The 15,420-nt window shown below is 69.5% G+C and carries 14 protein-coding genes; 4 read left to right on the top strand and 10 right to left on the bottom strand.

Annotated elements, in window-relative coordinates:
- Positions 1–123: 123 nt before the first annotated feature.
- The 5 genes from DEU38_RS15825 to DEU38_RS15805 all read right to left on the bottom strand — a co-directional run bounded on the left by DEU38_RS15825 (position 124) and on the right by DEU38_RS15805 (position 6,882).
- Positions 124–2,250: an FAD-dependent oxidoreductase gene (locus DEU38_RS15825; protein ID WP_114722361.1), complete on the bottom strand. Its 2,127-nt coding sequence runs from the start codon at positions 2,248–2,250 to the stop codon at positions 124–126.
- Between the two features lie 97 nt (positions 2,251–2,347).
- Positions 2,348–3,130, bottom strand: a complete 783-nt coding sequence (locus DEU38_RS15820; protein ID WP_114722460.1) for a polyprenol monophosphomannose synthase — start codon at positions 3,128–3,130, stop codon at positions 2,348–2,350.
- Positions 3,057–4,766: an apolipoprotein N-acyltransferase gene (lnt, locus tag DEU38_RS15815; protein WP_114722360.1), complete on the bottom strand. Its 1,710-nt coding sequence runs from the start codon at positions 4,764–4,766 to the stop codon at positions 3,057–3,059. The genes DEU38_RS15820 and lnt overlap by 74 nt, the downstream gene beginning before the upstream one ends.
- On the bottom strand, positions 4,756–6,369 hold the full coding sequence (locus DEU38_RS15810) for an amidohydrolase (RefSeq protein ID WP_114722359.1): 1,614 nt from the start codon (positions 6,367–6,369) through the stop codon (positions 4,756–4,758). Before DEU38_RS15810 ends, lnt begins: the two co-directional genes overlap by 11 nt.
- Before the next feature lie 12 nt (positions 6,370–6,381).
- Positions 6,382–6,882, bottom strand: a complete 501-nt coding sequence (locus DEU38_RS15805) for an FxsA family protein (RefSeq protein ID WP_114722358.1) — start codon at positions 6,880–6,882, stop codon at positions 6,382–6,384.
- Between the two features lie 201 nt (positions 6,883–7,083).
- On the opposite strand from DEU38_RS15805, the gene DEU38_RS15800 reads away from it, so the two are divergent.
- A complete protein-coding gene (locus DEU38_RS15800; protein ID WP_114722357.1) occupies positions 7,084–7,737 on the top strand; it encodes a hypothetical protein in 654 nt (217 codons plus the stop codon).
- Between the two features lie 72 nt (positions 7,738–7,809).
- Here the strand turns inward: DEU38_RS15800 and DEU38_RS15795 are convergent, their stop codons facing one another.
- A complete protein-coding gene (locus DEU38_RS15795) occupies positions 7,810–8,430 on the bottom strand; it encodes a hypothetical protein (RefSeq protein ID WP_258557942.1) in 621 nt (206 codons plus the stop codon).
- A gap of 280 nt (positions 8,431–8,710) precedes the next feature.
- On the opposite strand from DEU38_RS15795, the gene rox reads away from it, so the two are divergent.
- Positions 8,711–10,192 carry a rifampin monooxygenase gene (gene rox, locus DEU38_RS15790; protein ID WP_114722356.1) on the top strand — a complete coding sequence of 494 codons (1,482 nt, stop codon included), beginning with the start codon at positions 8,711–8,713 and terminating at the stop codon, positions 10,190–10,192.
- Here rox and DEU38_RS15785 read toward each other — a convergent pair.
- Entirely contained in the window at positions 10,169–10,714 is a 546-nt protein-coding gene (locus DEU38_RS15785) for a hypothetical protein (RefSeq protein ID WP_114722458.1), read from the bottom strand. The genes rox and DEU38_RS15785 overlap by 24 nt on opposite strands.
- A 534-nt stretch (positions 10,715–11,248) precedes the next feature.
- Between DEU38_RS15785 and DEU38_RS15780 the strand changes: the two genes are divergently transcribed.
- Positions 11,249–13,072, top strand: a complete 1,824-nt coding sequence (locus DEU38_RS15780; RefSeq protein ID WP_114722355.1) for a VWA domain-containing protein — start codon at positions 11,249–11,251, stop codon at positions 13,070–13,072.
- 45 nt (positions 13,073–13,117) lie between these two features.
- Here DEU38_RS15780 and DEU38_RS15775 read toward each other — a convergent pair whose 3' ends face one another.
- Complete coding sequence (locus DEU38_RS15775; RefSeq protein ID WP_258557941.1) at positions 13,118–13,789, bottom strand: DNA alkylation repair protein; 672 nt, start codon at positions 13,787–13,789, stop codon at positions 13,118–13,120.
- 70 nt (positions 13,790–13,859) lie between these two features.
- A complete protein-coding gene (locus DEU38_RS15770; protein ID WP_114722354.1) occupies positions 13,860–14,093 on the bottom strand; it encodes a hypothetical protein in 234 nt (77 codons plus the stop codon).
- Between the two features lie 223 nt (positions 14,094–14,316).
- On the opposite strand from DEU38_RS15770, the gene DEU38_RS15760 reads away from it, so the two are divergent.
- Positions 14,317–14,565, top strand: coding sequence for a hypothetical protein (locus DEU38_RS15760; protein ID WP_397484720.1), 249 nt, complete (start codon positions 14,317–14,319; stop codon positions 14,563–14,565).
- Between the two features lie 89 nt (positions 14,566–14,654).
- Here the strand turns inward: DEU38_RS15760 and DEU38_RS15755 are convergent, their stop codons facing one another.
- Positions 14,655–15,329: a hypothetical protein gene (locus DEU38_RS15755; protein WP_114722353.1), complete on the bottom strand. Its 675-nt coding sequence runs from the start codon at positions 15,327–15,329 to the stop codon at positions 14,655–14,657.
- Positions 15,330–15,420: the final 91 nt, after the last annotated feature.

The following is a 15,420-nucleotide window of genomic DNA, read 5'->3' as shown; positions in this document are numbered from 1 at the left end:
TGCACACCATTATTTAGATCGAGCGACACACCGGGGCTGTTACACCATGCTAGTCCCAAAACGTGATAAGCCACCCGCGCGGCGAGGGCGCGGGTGGGCTCGGGTCGAGACGAAGAATCGGGATCAGATGGCGGTGGCGGCCTTCCACGCCGAGTGCATCGCGCCCTCGATGTAGTCGACCTCGCCGGCGTCACCGACGACGCGGACGTCGACGCCGTCGCGTGCCAGCACATCGGCCAGCGGCGCCGCCGCCGAGACCCCCGACGCCACCACGACCATGCTCGCCGGCACGGACAGCGTCTTGCCCCCGACCGTGAACTCGACCGACTTCTTGGTGATGCGCTCGACCGTCGCGTTGCGCTGGATGTTCACGCCCAGCTCCTTGGCGTGCTTGACCGCGGTCCAGCGGCGCGGCATCGCCATCGGGACGCCCAATTGCTGGCCCTCCTCGATCAGCGTCACCCGGCTACCACGCTCGGCGAGGAACTCCGCGAGCTCGAGACCGACGAGCGACCCGCCGATGACGACGACGTTCTTGCTCATCGGCAGGAACTTGAGGAACTTGCGGCTCAGGACGCGGATCTTCTCGGGGCTCTTGGTGATGCCGACGAGCCCACCGAGCCTGCCCGCGACCCGCAGGAACAGCGATTGGTCGGAGACGTCGCCGGTGCCGGTCATCAGGCCACGCAGGCTGTCACCGGTGTGCACGTGCGGCAGGTTGCCGCCGGGGACGCTCGGCCGCGCTCGCACCGCACCGGTCGCGACCACGACGGCGTCGGGCGCGAGGGCCTTGATGGTCGCGGCCGTGGCGTCGGTGTTCAGCCGGACGTCGACGCCCAGACGCCGGACCTCGTTGCTGAGCCAGTTCAGCAGGCGTTCGTTGTCGGGGGTGGTGAGGGTGGAGAACCACAGCGTTCCGCCGAGGCGGTCGGTCTTGTCCAGCAGCGTGACACGGTGACCACGCTCGGTGGCGACACGGGCGGTCTCCAGTCCACCCGGACCGGCACCGACCACCACGACATGCTTGCGGGTCGTGCTCGCCGGGAACGGCAGCAGTGTCTCGTTGCCGAGTGCCGGGTTCACCGCGCACAGCGGGGTGTCGTCCCAGAAGTTCTCCTGCACGCACACGTAGCAGTTGATGCAGGGACGGACCTGCTCGCTGCGGCCGGCCTCGAGCTTGTTGACCAGGCCGGGATCGGCCAGCAGCTGGCGGCCCATGGCGACGAAGTCGGTCCGGCCCTCGGAGATCATCTGCTCGCCGACCTCGGGCAGCATGCGACCGACGGTGATGACCGGGATCGACACCGCACGCTTCACGACCGCGGCGTTGTCGGTGTAGTAGCCGACCTTGTCGGGCAGCGGGCCGTCGGTGAAGTTCGCGAATGCGTTCAGTGCGGTGCCCGTGACGTGGATGGCGTCCGCGCCGGCCTTCTCGAACATGGCGGCCGCGCCGGCGGCCTCCTCGGGGGTCAGGCCCTCGGACTCGCCGTACTCCTGCCCCGCCAGACGGACGATGACCGCGAGGCTGTCGCCGACCTCGGCCTTGACCGCGCGGATCACCTCGCACGACAGCCGCGCCCGATTCTCCAGCGATCCGCCGTATTCGTCGGTGCGCTGGTTCGAGTAGCGGCTCAGGAAGCCGCCGAGCACATAGTTGTGGGCGCAGTGGATCTCGACCGCGTCGCCGCCGGCGGCCTTCACGCGGCCCGCCGCCTCCGCGAACATGCGGACCAGCCAGTCGAGATCGTCCTGGGTGGCCTCGTGGTAGGTGGCCTTCTTGCCCTCCTGGATGGCGGCCATCTTCCCGAGTTCCGCGGGGGTGCAGTCGGCCATCGCACTCATGTCACCGGGCGGCTTCGGAATGGACGGCACCAGCTGCGGGCGGCCGTCGAGGGTGTCGATCCGGGCGACCTTGCCGTGGTGCGTCATCTGCACGCACAGCTTGCTGCCCGCCTCGTGGATCGCGTCGGCGAGCGCCTTCAGGCCGGGGATGAACCGGTCCTCGGACAGGCCCGGCTCCTTGCGGCTGGTGCAGCCCGCCGGGTACGCGACGGCGCAGCAGCCCGTGATGATCAGACCGGTACCACCCTCGGCGCGGGCGGCGAAGTGGTCGATGTCGCCCTGGTGGATCTCGCCGTCCTCGCAGAGGTTCATGTCCATGGCGGGGAGAACGACCCGGTTCTCCAACGTGATGGGCCCGATCGTGCCGGGAGCGAGCAGGTGCGGGAACGTCTGGTTTCGGATCGTCACGAGCAGAAGGTATTTCGCGACGGCAACCTCTTGTGGCGGCTTCCCGCTCAGCGGGACTCGGTGGGGCTCCCCCGCCGGCCCCACGCTCGCGCCCGCACTACCGCCCGAGCAGTGCCTTCACCTGGCCGGCACGCTTGGCCAGCCCCCATCGGGTGACCTTGAGCAGCGCCTCCCGGACGATGTTGCCGCTCATCTTCGACTCGCCGATCTCCCGCTCGGTGAACGTGATCGGCACCTCGGTGACGGTGAACCCCTGGTTGATCGCCCGCCACGCGAGATCGACCTGGAAGCAGTAGCCGTGCGATTCGACGGCCGCCAGATCCAGCGCCTCGAGCACCTCGCGCCGGTACGCGCGGTAGCCACCGGTGATGTCCTGGATCCGCACGCCGAGCGCGAGGCGGGAGTAGATGTTGCCGCCGCGGGAGAGCCATTCGCGGTGCTTGGGCCAGTTCACGACGGTCCCGCCGGGCACGTACCGCGACCCGAGCACGAGGTCGGCGCCCGCGTCCACCTGGTCGAGCAGCCGGTGCAACTGCTCGGGTGCGTGACTGCCGTCGGCGTCCATCTCGACCAGCACCGTGTAGTCGCGCTCCAGGCCCCATCGGAAGCCGGCGATGTACGCGGCACCGAGGCCGTTCTTCTCGGTGCGGTGCATCACGTGGATGCGGCGGGCGTCGTCGGCCGCGGCGAGCTCGTCGGCGAGACCGCCGGTGCCGTCCGGGCTGCCGTCGTCGACGACGAGGACGTCGGTCGCCGGCAGCGCGGCGTGCAGCCGGCCGACGATCAGCGGCAGGTTCTCGCGTTCGTTATACGTCGGAATGATCACCAGGGTCCGTGCGCTCGGTCGCGCGTTGCCCCCGTTCGGCGTCCCCGCTGACATCGAGATCCTCCCTGCCGGCCGAGGCCGGTGCCTTCTGTGTGTCCTGTACGTCGCAGTCGGTCTGCGTCGTCTTGCCGGCCGATCCGTCGCCCCGCCGGCTGCGCACGGCAGCGAACACGAGGGCGGCGGCGGCACCGAGACACAGGAGAACCTCCGGAATCGGGCCGAGCCGAGTTGCCAGCGTAGTACCGGTACGTAGTGAGACCTCCGACACCAGGGCCGCGGGCACGAAAAGGGCCGATTCCTGCCCCACCGAACCGTCCGCCCCGATGATCGCGCTGACCCCGCTGGTCGCGGAGACCACCACGTCGCGCCGGTGCTCGACGGCGCGCACCCGCGACATCGCCAACTGCTGGTAAGTCATCTCGGTGTCGCCGAACGTGGCGTTGTTGGTCGGCACCGCGATCAGCTCCGCGCCGTTGCGGACCGATTCGGTGAGTGCCCGGTCGAACGCGACCTCGTAGCAGGTCGCGACACCGACCTCGATGCCGTCGGCGGTGACGACGCCGTTGCCGTGACCGGGGACGAAATTGCCGGCCTGGTCGGCGTACGACGAGAACAGCCGGAAGAAGTCCCGGTACGGCAGGTACTCCCCGAACGGTTGGATGATCCGCTTGTCGTGACGCTCGCCGGGCCCCTGCGCGCCGTCCCACACGATCACGGAGTTGGTGGTGGTGCCGTCGGCGTTGACGAGGACGGCTCCGACCAGGATCGGGGCGCCGACCGCCTCCGACGCGGCGGTGATCTCCTCGGCGGCGTCCGCGTTGCGGAGCGGGTCGATGTCCGACGCGTTCTCGGGCCAGATCACCAGGTCGGGCTGCGGCGCGCGGCCGGCGGCTACGTCGTCGGCGAGTTGGAAGGTGCGGCGGACATGGTTGTCGAGGACCGCGCGACGCTGCGCGTTGAACTCCAGGCCGAGCCGGGGCACGCTGCCCTGGATCGCTGCCACGGTGATGGTGCGGTCCCCGTCGCTGTCCGCGTGCACGTACGGCACGGCCGCGAGGGCGACCGCCGACGCGGACACGGCGACCACGAGCGGTCCCGCGAATGCCCGGAGGCTGCGGTTGCGGGCGGCCACGAGTGCCACCGCCGCGAGGCCGGTGCCGGTGAGCGCGACGCCGAAACTGAGCAGCGGCGCCCCGCCCAGCGCGGCCAGGGGCAGCAGCCAGCCGTCGGGCTGACCGAACGCGAGCTTGCCCCACGGGAATCCGCCGAACGGCACCGACGAGCGCAGCCATTCGGTGAGACTCCACACCGCCGCGACCGCCAGTGCGACCACCCACACCGGCGCGCGCAGCCGGTGGACGAGCACGGTGCCGAGCCCGAACAGCCCGATGAACACCGACTCCGCGGCGGACAGCGCCAGCCAGGGCAGCGGTCCCACGTACTCGCCGATCCACGGCAGCAACGGCACCAGGAACCCGAGCCCGGCGAGGTAGCCGTAGCCGAATCCGGCGCGCAGTGTGCGCCCCCCGCGGCCGTAGCCGGTGAGGACCGCCACCAGCAGCGCGACTCCGACCGGGGCCAGGAACCACAGTGGGCGCGGCGGAAAGCTCGCGAACAGCAGCAGGCCGGACACGACCGCGAGCACGCAGTCGCGCAGTGTCGCGGTCAGGGCGCTCCGGTCACGCCCCATGGACGGTGACCCCGCGGTGCACCGAGCGCACGCACACGGGGGTGCGTGCGCCGTCCTCGAGCCGCGGCAGCGCCGGCACGCGCGAGCGCGGATCGGTCGACCAGCGCTGCACCGAGTCCTTGGGCGCCGAGACGACGAGTTCGTCGGCGTCCCACACCACGTACGACGCCGGCGCGCCCGGGGTGAGCGTGCCGGCCATGCCGTCGCGGACGCCGCCGGCCCGCCACGCGCCCCGCGTCGCCGCGGAGAAGGCCGCGCGCGGCGACACCCCGCTGCCCGGCGTGCGGTGGTGGACCGCCGCCCGGAGCATCGCCCACGGATCGACAGGGGTCACCGGGGCATCCGAGCCGAACGCCAGCGACATCCCGGTCGAGGCGATGGGCGCGAACGGGTTCATCCGCAGCGCGCGCTCGGCGCCGAGCCGCTGCGCGTACATGCCGTCGGCGCCGCCCCAGAGGGCGTCGAACATCGGCTGCATGCTGGCGATCACACCCCACCCACCCAACAGGGCCGCCTGCTCGGGGGCGACCATCTCGAGGTGCTCGAGGCGATGTCCGCGGGCGGCGAGCGCGGGCCCGCCCAGTTCGGTGGCGACGTTCTCGAACGCCGCGACCGCGGTGGCGACGGCACCGTCCCCGATCACGTGGAAGCCGGCCTGGATGCCGGCGAGCGTGCAGGCCCGGACGTGCGCGGCCACCGCGTCGACGTCGAGATAGCTGTTGCCCCGCGGGTTCGTCGTGTGGCCCGCGCAGTCGTGGTACGGCTCGAGCAGGGCCGCGGTGCGGGAACCCAGCGCGCCGTCGATGAACAGGTCGCCGCCGAGCGCGTGCGCGCCGGTGCGAGCGAGCAGGTCGGCCGCGGCCTCGGGGGAATCGACCGCCTCGCCCCAGTAGCCGCGCACCTCCACCCCGTGCGACAGCGCGAGCAGTTCCCGGAAGTCGTCGAGACCACCGACGTCGGGGCCGCCGCACTCGTGGACGGCGACGACGCCCTGCGCCGCGAAGTGGTCGAGCGCCGCGACGCGCGCGGCTACCCGCTGCGCCGCGGTGAGCAGGGTGCGGGCCCGGGCGCGGACCAGGTGGTGCGCATCGCCGCTGACGGCGGCGTCGGGGGTGAAGCCGGCGGCCGACGCGAGGTCGGGCACCGCGGCGCACAACGCGGTCGAACACAGCGCGGAGTGCGCGTCGATCCGGGTGAGATACACCGACCGGCCCGGGGCGGCGGCGTCGAGTTCGGCGGTCGTGGGCGCGGCGTCGGCCCAGCGGCTGTCGTCCCAGCCGTGTCCCCAGATCACCGCGCCGTCGTGCGTCTGCGCGAACCGGCGCACCAGGTCGAGGCATTCGGCCTTGCTGCGGGCCCCGCCGAGATCGAGGCCCGTCAGCTGCAGACCGAGGGCGGTGACGTGGACGTGGGTGTCGACGAATCCGGGGGTGACGAAGGCGCCGTCGAGTTCGATCACTTCGGCGTCGGGATGCAGGGCGCGGCCCGGACGGTCCTCGCCGATCCAGACGACGATGCCGTCGGTGACCGCCATCGCGGTCGCGTCGGGGGCGCTGGGACTGTAGATGCGGCCGTCGACCAACAGTTGGGTACTCACGGGCATCCAGTCTGCCTGTTACGGCAGCGCGCGGGGCCCCTGGGTCGGGGTGTCGGGGTACACGTCCGGGTACACGTCGACCACTTCGCCGTCGATCACCGTTCCCCCACCACTTCCGCGGCCTCCCCGGGCGCGGGACGCGAACTCGACGCCCGCCAGTGTCACGTTGGCCCGCTTGCCCGCCAGCAGGACCGCCGCCGGTCGCAGTGCCCACCGCGTCGGCGGCAGCAGCATCAGCAGGCCGAGGACCGACGTCACCAGTCCCGGCACGAACATCAGCACCGAACCGGCGGCGACCATCGCGCCGTCGGCGACCGCGCCGGTCGGGGATGCCTCGCCGCGGGTCGCCCGGCGGAAACCGTCCATCACCACGCGCCACTGCGACCTGACCAGCACCATGCCCACCGCGGATCCGGCGATCAGCAACAGCACCGTCCACAGCACGCCGATCGTGCTGCCGACCCAGATCAGGACACCGACCTCCACCAGGGCGTAGAGGAGGAACAGGGGCGCGATCATGGTGGATCCTCTCGGTGGGTCGCCCGCCGGGTGTGTGGCGGGATGCTCTGCCTGCTCAACGATCGGGGGCACCGAAATGCTCCCACGCGCCCGGATTCGATCCCGTAACGGTCTAACCCTAAAGTTGACGTAGAGACTTCTCGCGTGGTCGAGTACCGGTATCGATCGGCTGGGAGGGCCGGTCCCCAGGGAGGAGTTCACATGTCTCGTCGCTTCGGCCGCAGCACCACCACACGCCGATTGTTGACCCGCCTGTCCGTCGCGGTCGCGGGTGCGGCCGCGAGTGCGGTCGTGTTCTCGGGCGTCGCGACCGCGGCCCCGGTGGCACCCGCGCCCCCGCCGCTGCAGGGCCTGCTCGAGCAGTTCACCAAGAACGCTCCCCAGGCATCCGATTTCCTCGGTGGCCTGCTCGGCACGCCCGGGGTCACCGAGCTCATCGAAGGCGCGACCGGCCAGGAGGTCGGCGCCACCACGGCGAAGGACTTCATGTTCCCGGCGCCCACGTTCGGATGCGGGGTCGCGGGGAATCCGATGACGGTGACCGTCGCGAGCGCGCAGGCCGGGCCGAACTTCCCGCTGCCGCCGTGGATCGAGCGCGGCAACCTGCGCTTCCAGGCGGTGCCGGCACATCTCGCCATTCCCAAGGAATCGGGTCTGCAGGTGGCGTGGTTCAACGTGACGACGCTCGAGGGTGGGGTCGTGCCGCTCGACGACACGCTCCTGAACGTGCCGACGCTGTCGAAGACGGTGGAGACGGGCGAGGGCACGGTCCTCGCGGCGCTGTTCGGTCAGGTGAAGTACGACTCCGGCACCACCTGCACCGCACTCGGCACCGTCGGGCAGTTCACGGCGTAGCCCGGACGGATCGATCGTGAAGGGTCTCCGGCGGTCGCCGTCGGAGACCCTTCACGATCGGTGAAGCGGATCTCACGAGGTGCGACCGTTCGCGATCTCCTCGATCGAGTCGCACCGAATCGATCCGGCGGCCGCGGTCCAGACCGGATCGCGATCGATACTGGTGGCCAGGCCGTTGATCGTGAACGTCAGGGCCGTGTGGTCCTCGCCGGCCGCGACCCGCAGGCCCTCGCCGGTGGTGCCGCCGAGTCGGTAGTGCTCGCCGTCCGGGCCGGAGAAGGCGATCGACACCGCGTTCGTCCGCTCGTCGCCGTCCCCGAACAGGATGTTCAGACTCGCCTGGATCGAGAAGTCCTGGCCCGGCGACTCGCCGCCACCGTCGTAGTCGGTGAAGTCGCTGGTGGTCACCTCGTACCCCCAGCTCTCGCCGCCCGCCAGCGGGTCCGTGTAGTGGTGGCAGGCCGTGAATCCGTTCTGCGGCAACGACACCCGGCCGGTCCACGACACGCCCAGCTCCAGCCACGAGTCCTCCGCCGCGCCGACGTCCGGTAGGTGAAGGGCGCGGCCACCCTCGGCAGGGGTGAACCTGTCAGCGGCCGTTGGCTGTTCGTCGTTCACTGTGCACCCGAGCAGGGCACCGATCGCCACGGCCGCCGGCAACAACGACGCTCCCCAGCGCCTCTCCCCCATCATGCCCGCCACCCTAGCCGCGGGTGCGAGCACAAGGCGTCGTGCCGTGCGGATCGAACGGATGTATCGCTCCATGAATGACGAAGACGAGGGGATTGCCCGCTCCTCGCCACTCTCGACATACCGCGCACCCGGGGCCTTGCGGCAAGACCCCGGTAGTGCTGCAGAATCTCCGGCCGAGGCCAGAACCTGTGGAAATCAGGGACACGCGGTGCCGGTGTGCGCACCTCCGGCCCACGCGGAGCAGCTGGCCGAAATGCAACCTTCTCGAACGGGGGTCTCGATGATCGACGTGATCGTTGCCGGCGGCGGACCGACCGGCCTGATGCTCGCCGCCGAGTTGCGGCTGCACGGGGTGCACGTGCTCGTACTGGAGAAGGAGACGAAGCCCACCGAAGTGGTCCGCTCCCTCGGCCTGCACGCGCGCAGCATCGAGGTGATGGACCAGCGTGGTCTCCTCGACAGGTTCCTCGCGCACGGACGGCGGCACCCGGTCAACGGCTTCTTCGCCGGCATTCCCAAGCCGCAACCCGAACGGCTCGACACCGCGCACCCGTACGTCCTCGGCATCCCGCAGCCTGTGACCGACCGTCTCCTGGCCGAGCATGCCGCCGAACTCGGAGTCGAGATCCGGCGCGGCTGCGAACTGGTAGGGCTGAGTCAGGACGACCACTCGGTGACCGCCCTGCTGGCCGACGGCACCCGGTTGCATTCGAACTACCTCGTCGGCTGCGACGGCGGCCGCAGCACGGTGCGCAAACTGCTCGGCATCGGCTTTCCCGGCGAGCCGAGCCGGGTGGAGACGCTGCTCGGGGAGGTAGCTCTGACGGCATCGACCGCGACCCTCGACGCCGTGATGGCCCAGGTCCGCAAGACCCAGTTGCGGTTCGGCGCCATGCCCCTCGGGGACGGGATGTACCGCGTCATCGTTCCCGCGGCGGGAGTGGCCGAGGACCGCACGGTCCCGCCCACCCTGGATGAGCTGAAGCAGCAACTGCGCGCCATCGCCGGCACCGACTTCGGTGTGCACTCACCGCGTTGGCTGTCCCGCTTCGGCGACGCGACCCGGCTGGCCGAGCGCTACCGGACCGGACGGGTGGTGCTGGCCGGCGACGCGGCGCACATCCACCCACCGAGCGGCGGGCAGGGACTCAACCTGGGCATCCAGGACGCGTTCAACCTGGGCTGGAAACTGGCTGCCGAGGTGGGGGGCTGGGCGCCGGAGGGGCTTCTGGACAGCTATCACACCGAACGGCACCCGGTGGCCGCCGACGTGCTGGACACCACCCGCGTGCTGATGGAGCTGATGTCCCTCGAGCCCGGCGCCCAGGCAGTGCGCCGGCTGGTGGCGGAACTGATGGACTTCGAGGACGTGAACCGGTACCTGATCGAGAAGATCACCGCCATCGGGATCCGCTACGACTTCGGCGCGGGGCACGAACTGCTCGGCCGGCGGCTGCGGGACGTCAGGCTCGAGCGGGGGCACCTCTACGGGCAGATGCACGCCGGTCGTGGACTGCTGCTGGACCAGACCGGCCGGCTCTCGGTGTCGGGATGGGCGGATCGGATCGACCACGTCGTCGACGTCAGCGAGGAACTGGACGTGCCCGCCGCACTGCTGCGGCCGGACGGCCACGTCGCGTGGGTCGGTGAGGATCAGCAGGATCTGGTCAGTCAGCTGCCCACGTGGTTCGGCGCCGCCGCGGGAGCGACATCGGGGGCACGACCATCGCCCGGGCCTTTACGGCCGCCCGGGTACCACTGAGATCGTTCCCTGGCAGACGGCGTTCTGCGGATTGATGAACCGCCATCCCGCGCCGGTCTCGACGGTGACGGTGAAGTCCACCGTCCCAGTCCCGGTCCAGGTTCGGTTGACCGGGATTCCGGGCTTCTGCTGCCAGGCGGCCTCGTCGCTGACGCTGCGGCCGGACTCTCCGGTCGTGGTGTTGTGCCAGTCGACCAACACCCGTGTGCCGTACCAGTTGACGCCGAAGCTCGGCAGCAGGCCGGCGGGAGGCGCGGGCAGTTCGTTGCCGCCGCTGAGCAGGATCGACGGCTCCAGCGCGGCCCCACCGGGACGGAGCGACTCTCCCGACGCGGCATTGATGGTCCACGTGAATGCCGGGGCCCAAAAGAGAGGATTCGCGCTTCCGCACGTCATGGTCGTCGATGTGGGCGGGGCAGGCTGGGCGTTCGCGACTGCGCCTCCGCCGGCCGCCACCGCAGTGCTGAGTCCGGCTGCTGCGAGCGCCGCTGCACCGCCGCGACGAATCAAATGTCTGCTCATGATCACTCCCCTGGATCCGAGACCGCGGGAACCGAGACGTCGCCGCGCTCTGGACATATCGCGAACCGTCTCCCTTCGTTACCGGACGTACGAACTGAACTGTGCTCACACAATCACATTCGGAGCCGTGTAGCTCGCCGGGATGTGCAGACTGCCACGAACGTCCCGAGCATTCTCCAGAATGGATTCGTTCTGCGATTCGGGCGTCTACGCCTCAGGCCGTAAGCCGTTCGCATCCTGTGAGCGGAGCCCACGTCGGGAGTGTGAGCGGGTGCCGGAACGGACTGCGGTGGACGGCGCGACGTCGGACCGGTTCTGCGACAACGGCCGTCAGCAATGTCGAAGGTTCTGTAGTGTCGGGCACCGAAATCGAAGCAGAGGTCACAAATCAGGCGGGGGACAATGCCGAGGATTGCAGTTGGACTGACCACTTTTACTGCGGGGCTTGCGGCCGGGCTTGTCAGCCTGACCTTGGCGGGAGTGCCCGCTCAGGCGCAGGAGAGCGGGGAATCCGCCCCGCAATACGCGCCGACCATGCTCGTTCTGGATGCGTCCGGCTCCATGCAGCGGCCCGATCCGGCGGGCACGATGATGGATGCCGCCAAGAACGCCGTCCACGCCTTCGTCGACGGCGCGCCCACAGATTCGAAGGTGGGACTCACGGTGTACGGCACCGGCACGGGAAGTGATGACGCCGAGAGGGCTGCCGGCTGTCGTGACGTCCGAGTGTTGCACCAGCCGGAGACTCTCGACAGGGCCGCTCTGAACAGTGCGGTCGACGGTATCGCAGCGAGCGGTTGGACGCCGATGGGTAACGCATTGCGCCAGGCCGCCGCGGAACTGCCGAACTCGGGTCCGCGTTCGATCGTGCTGGTTTCCGACGGCGAGGACACCTGTGCGCCGCCCGAACCATGCGAGGTCGCCAGGGAGTTGAAGACACAGGGTGTCGATCTGGTGATGCACGCGATCGGCTTCGGAGTCGATGACAAGGCCCGTGCTCAGCTGACATGCATGGCACAGGCCACCGGCGGCACCTACACCGATGTCGCGGACGGGCCGGCGCTGGAGCGGACCTTGCCACGGGTCACTGCCGCAGCACTGCGCAACTACAAGGCCGCCGGCACGTCGATCACTGGCGCGCCCACCTACGAGACCGCGCCGCTCGCGGAACCGGGCCAGTACCTGGACACCCTCGGGCAGAAGGAATCGCGCTACTACGCCGTCGATATCCCGGACGGTGCCACCGCCTACGTCAGCGGAACCATGTCGTATCCCCGCGTACCCGGCATCCCAGGAGTCGAGGACACGAACGTCCTGAGCATGCGCGTGTACGGCGAGGACGGCCGCGACTGCAACAAGTACGAATTCGAACAGCTCGTCTACTCCAGTGACGGTGCGGCGCTGACGGTTACCGAGACGTTCGACGGCGCGACCGAGAAGCGCGCGGGCGACGGCACCGGTGCCGACAAGTGCCGAGGTGGTGGGCGCTACTACTTCGCGCTCAGCTGGGACAAGACCTCCAAGGGGGCGCCGGAACGGCTGCCGATCGAACTGCTCGTCGGGATCGAGCCCGCCGCAACCGACTCCGACCCAGCGGCGGTAGGGTCGCCGACCACGTTCGTCGAACCCGTCGGATCGGGCACCCCGGCGGCCGGAGGCGGATCCTTCAACGTCGCGACCGAACTCGACGGCAGCGGCTGGTACACCGACACTCTGCAGCCGGGCGAGTTCGTGTTCTACCGGGTGAAGCTGGACTGGGGCCAGGGGCTGGCGTACCGCGTGCACTACGACGCGAACGGTGGCCGCGGTGTGGAGAACGTCTCCAATGTCCGGACCACCATGTACTCCCCCACCCGCGAGGAGATCGACTCGGACTTCGGGTCCTACACCGGCACCGAGTACGTACTGCCGGCGAATGACTCAGCGTTCGCGACGGTGCCGATCCGATACGGCAATCGCACATCCGAGGACCTCGCCATCCGCAAGGAGGCTGTGCCGGGCTGGTACTACATCGCGGTGAAAGTGGGTTCGACGCCGTCCGGCGACGCAGGCCTTCCGGTGCCGATTCGACTCGACCTGACCGTCAGTGGGGACACCGAGACCGGCCCGTCGTACTCGACCGCGATCACGGACGGGATCTTCGGGGAGGGCTCGGCCGCCACCGGCGCGTCGGCCGGTGGCACGGTCGCCGAGGAAGCCACCGCGGACGGCGATGCCGCGGCAGAGGCAGCCGCGGCCGACTCGGATTCGACGACCAGCGGACTCGCGTTCTCCGGAGTCTGGATCGCAGTCGCTGCCGCTGTGGTCGCCGTCGGCGGTATCGGCGGCTGGCTCGCTGTGCGATCACGCCGAAAGTAGTTCGCACGGCGAACGCGAGCTGGGCCCGATCACGGTCGGGCCCAGCTACTTCGCGCCCTGACGCCGCACCATCTCGGTGATCCAGATGGGCACGAACGGAGATGTGCAGTTCGGCGGCGTCGGGTAGTCCTCGAGCACCCGCAGGCGCTCGCCGATGTCGATGGCGCGGTCGCGGTACTCGGCGTGCTCGATCCCGATCTGAGCGAGACAGTGGTTCATTGCCCACTGCAGGCGGTCCGGGGCGTCCTTCATCTCCGCCTCGATGACGTCGAGCAGTCCGGCGAGGTCCAGGCCCTCCGGCTTCTTCGCCACGCGTTCGGTGGTCAGCGCCCAGCCGGCACTCGCGACCACGGGATCGGGGTCGGCCGACCAGGTCGCGCGTAGCTCCTCGGCGTGCGGATTCTTCTTGACGACATAGTTCACGAGCCAGTCGTGCACCTTGGGGGTGCGCGCCTCGCGGAGCATGACGTCCAACTCGTCACGCTCGAAGGCCTTCGGGCGGCAGATCAGGATCGCCAGCAACCTCGCCGCGGTGTCATCGGTCCCCCAGAGCCGGCGCGCGAGTTCCTGCTGCGTCTTCAGCCGCTTGGCGAGCGCGCGTAGTTTGCCGAGGTTCACCCCGTGATCGTCACCGTGCTTCTCGTTCACCTTGCGGATCTTCGGGTCCTCGAGCGCGGCCAGCTCGGCCATCACCTCGGCCACCGTCGTCTCTGCCACCTCAGCCTCCTGTCCGTCATGTGCGAGGTTCAACCTACGACGGAAGTCGCGATCCGGTGGTCGGCGATCGTCAGGGTCCGGGGACTTCGTCGTTCGCCCGCGCCTCGATCCAGTCGATTGCCTCATCGGTCAGCTCCGACTGCCCGTCGACGGACTCCCCCGACCACCAGCTCGGATCGAGGTCGCCGTCTTTCACGGCGACCACTTCGGCTCTGACCGACGGCGTCAGCGGCTCCCCGTTGTGCTCGACCAACCAGTCCCGCGTCTCACCGCTCAGCTGCGTCCACCACCCGGCAATGTTCATCGCCCGATCATCGCGCCCACAGCAGGCGGACGCATCGGGGAACACCCTGAACTTCCGATCCGCCGGCCGGGACATGCCGTCAACACGGTTCACAACCGACCGCGTTCCCGACGGCGGGGCACCCCCGAGATCAGCGAGCCGAGTCGTTCGTGGGCCAGTTGGCCAGCAGGGAGTCCAGGGCGTCCAGGATTCGTGACCAGGACTCCTGAGAGTCGGGAGCGCTGTGACTGAACCCTCCGCTCAACTCCAAGCTGGTGTAGCCGAACGGGCGGCCGGAAAGCTGACACTCGGCGCCATTCGGAGCGAGTTGGTTCGCATCGTTGCGCAGCGGTCCGAGGACGACCCCCATCTGCACTACCTCGATGGGTGCGAGCTCTACGGTGACGCCGACTACGCGGAGCTGCCGCTGCCCGATCAACTCCACCCGGATGCCGCCACCCACCGCCTCATCGGGGAACGCTTCGCCAAATGAGCCTTCACCGCCGACGGAGCCTGGACCCGGTAAAGGTCGCCGTATGTCGATGGGTCGATGTGGCGGGACCGGATCGGATGCCCTTCGGGTCAGCCACCCGACCTCGAGCGGAGTGCCCGGATGACGCCCGGAAGAGTGCTCTGCCTGTCCGAGAAGTCGTAGCTGGGCACCCGACCGTTCCCCAGATTGAAGTAGACCCCGGCATGACCGAATTCCGGGGGCACCGGAGCCGCGGCACAGACGTCGCTGACGATGCACGGGTATCGGGCGAACATCGCGACCATCCGTTTGCGGTTCGACGCCGAGATCCGGAACCCGGCATCGACCAAGGAGTTGATCTCCAGCTGGAAGTAGGCGACGCCCGCGTCGACGAGCCGGTCCAGATGCTCGAGACTGTCGAGCAGGGACACGTCGTCCTTCAGGATGAAGAAGCCGTTCGCGATCTTCGGCACCGTCAGCCGCTGCAACAGATCCAGTTGCTCGTCGACTTTCGAGATCTTGGCCGAATCCACCGCAGTGAACTCGAAGTAGGTGGGCCGCAGCGAATCGACGGCATCGACGACGCTGTCCGGGGCGTAGCCCGCCGACGCGTCGACGTACAGCGACGTTCGGGGACCGACCGTCTCCTGCAGGGCTACGAACGTGCCCGCGTCGACCACCCGCTTGTCGGTCGTCCCCGGATCGCCCAGGCAGATCCCCACGAGGTCGACGTCGCGTAGTTTCGCCGCCTCTGCGAGCGAGACGACCTGGTTCACCTTGATCACAGCAACCTCCTGCGTGGGTACCGACCTCCGCGGATCGTAGGCGGACCGAGTTCCCGATCCCGAACGGCACGTCGGGGTATCCGGTTGCGGT

Source organism: Rhodococcus sp. AG1013 (assembly GCF_003350365.1).
Lineage (GTDB): Bacteria > Actinomycetota > Actinomycetes > Mycobacteriales > Mycobacteriaceae > Prescottella.
This window is presented reverse-complemented; position numbering and strand designations above follow the sequence as displayed.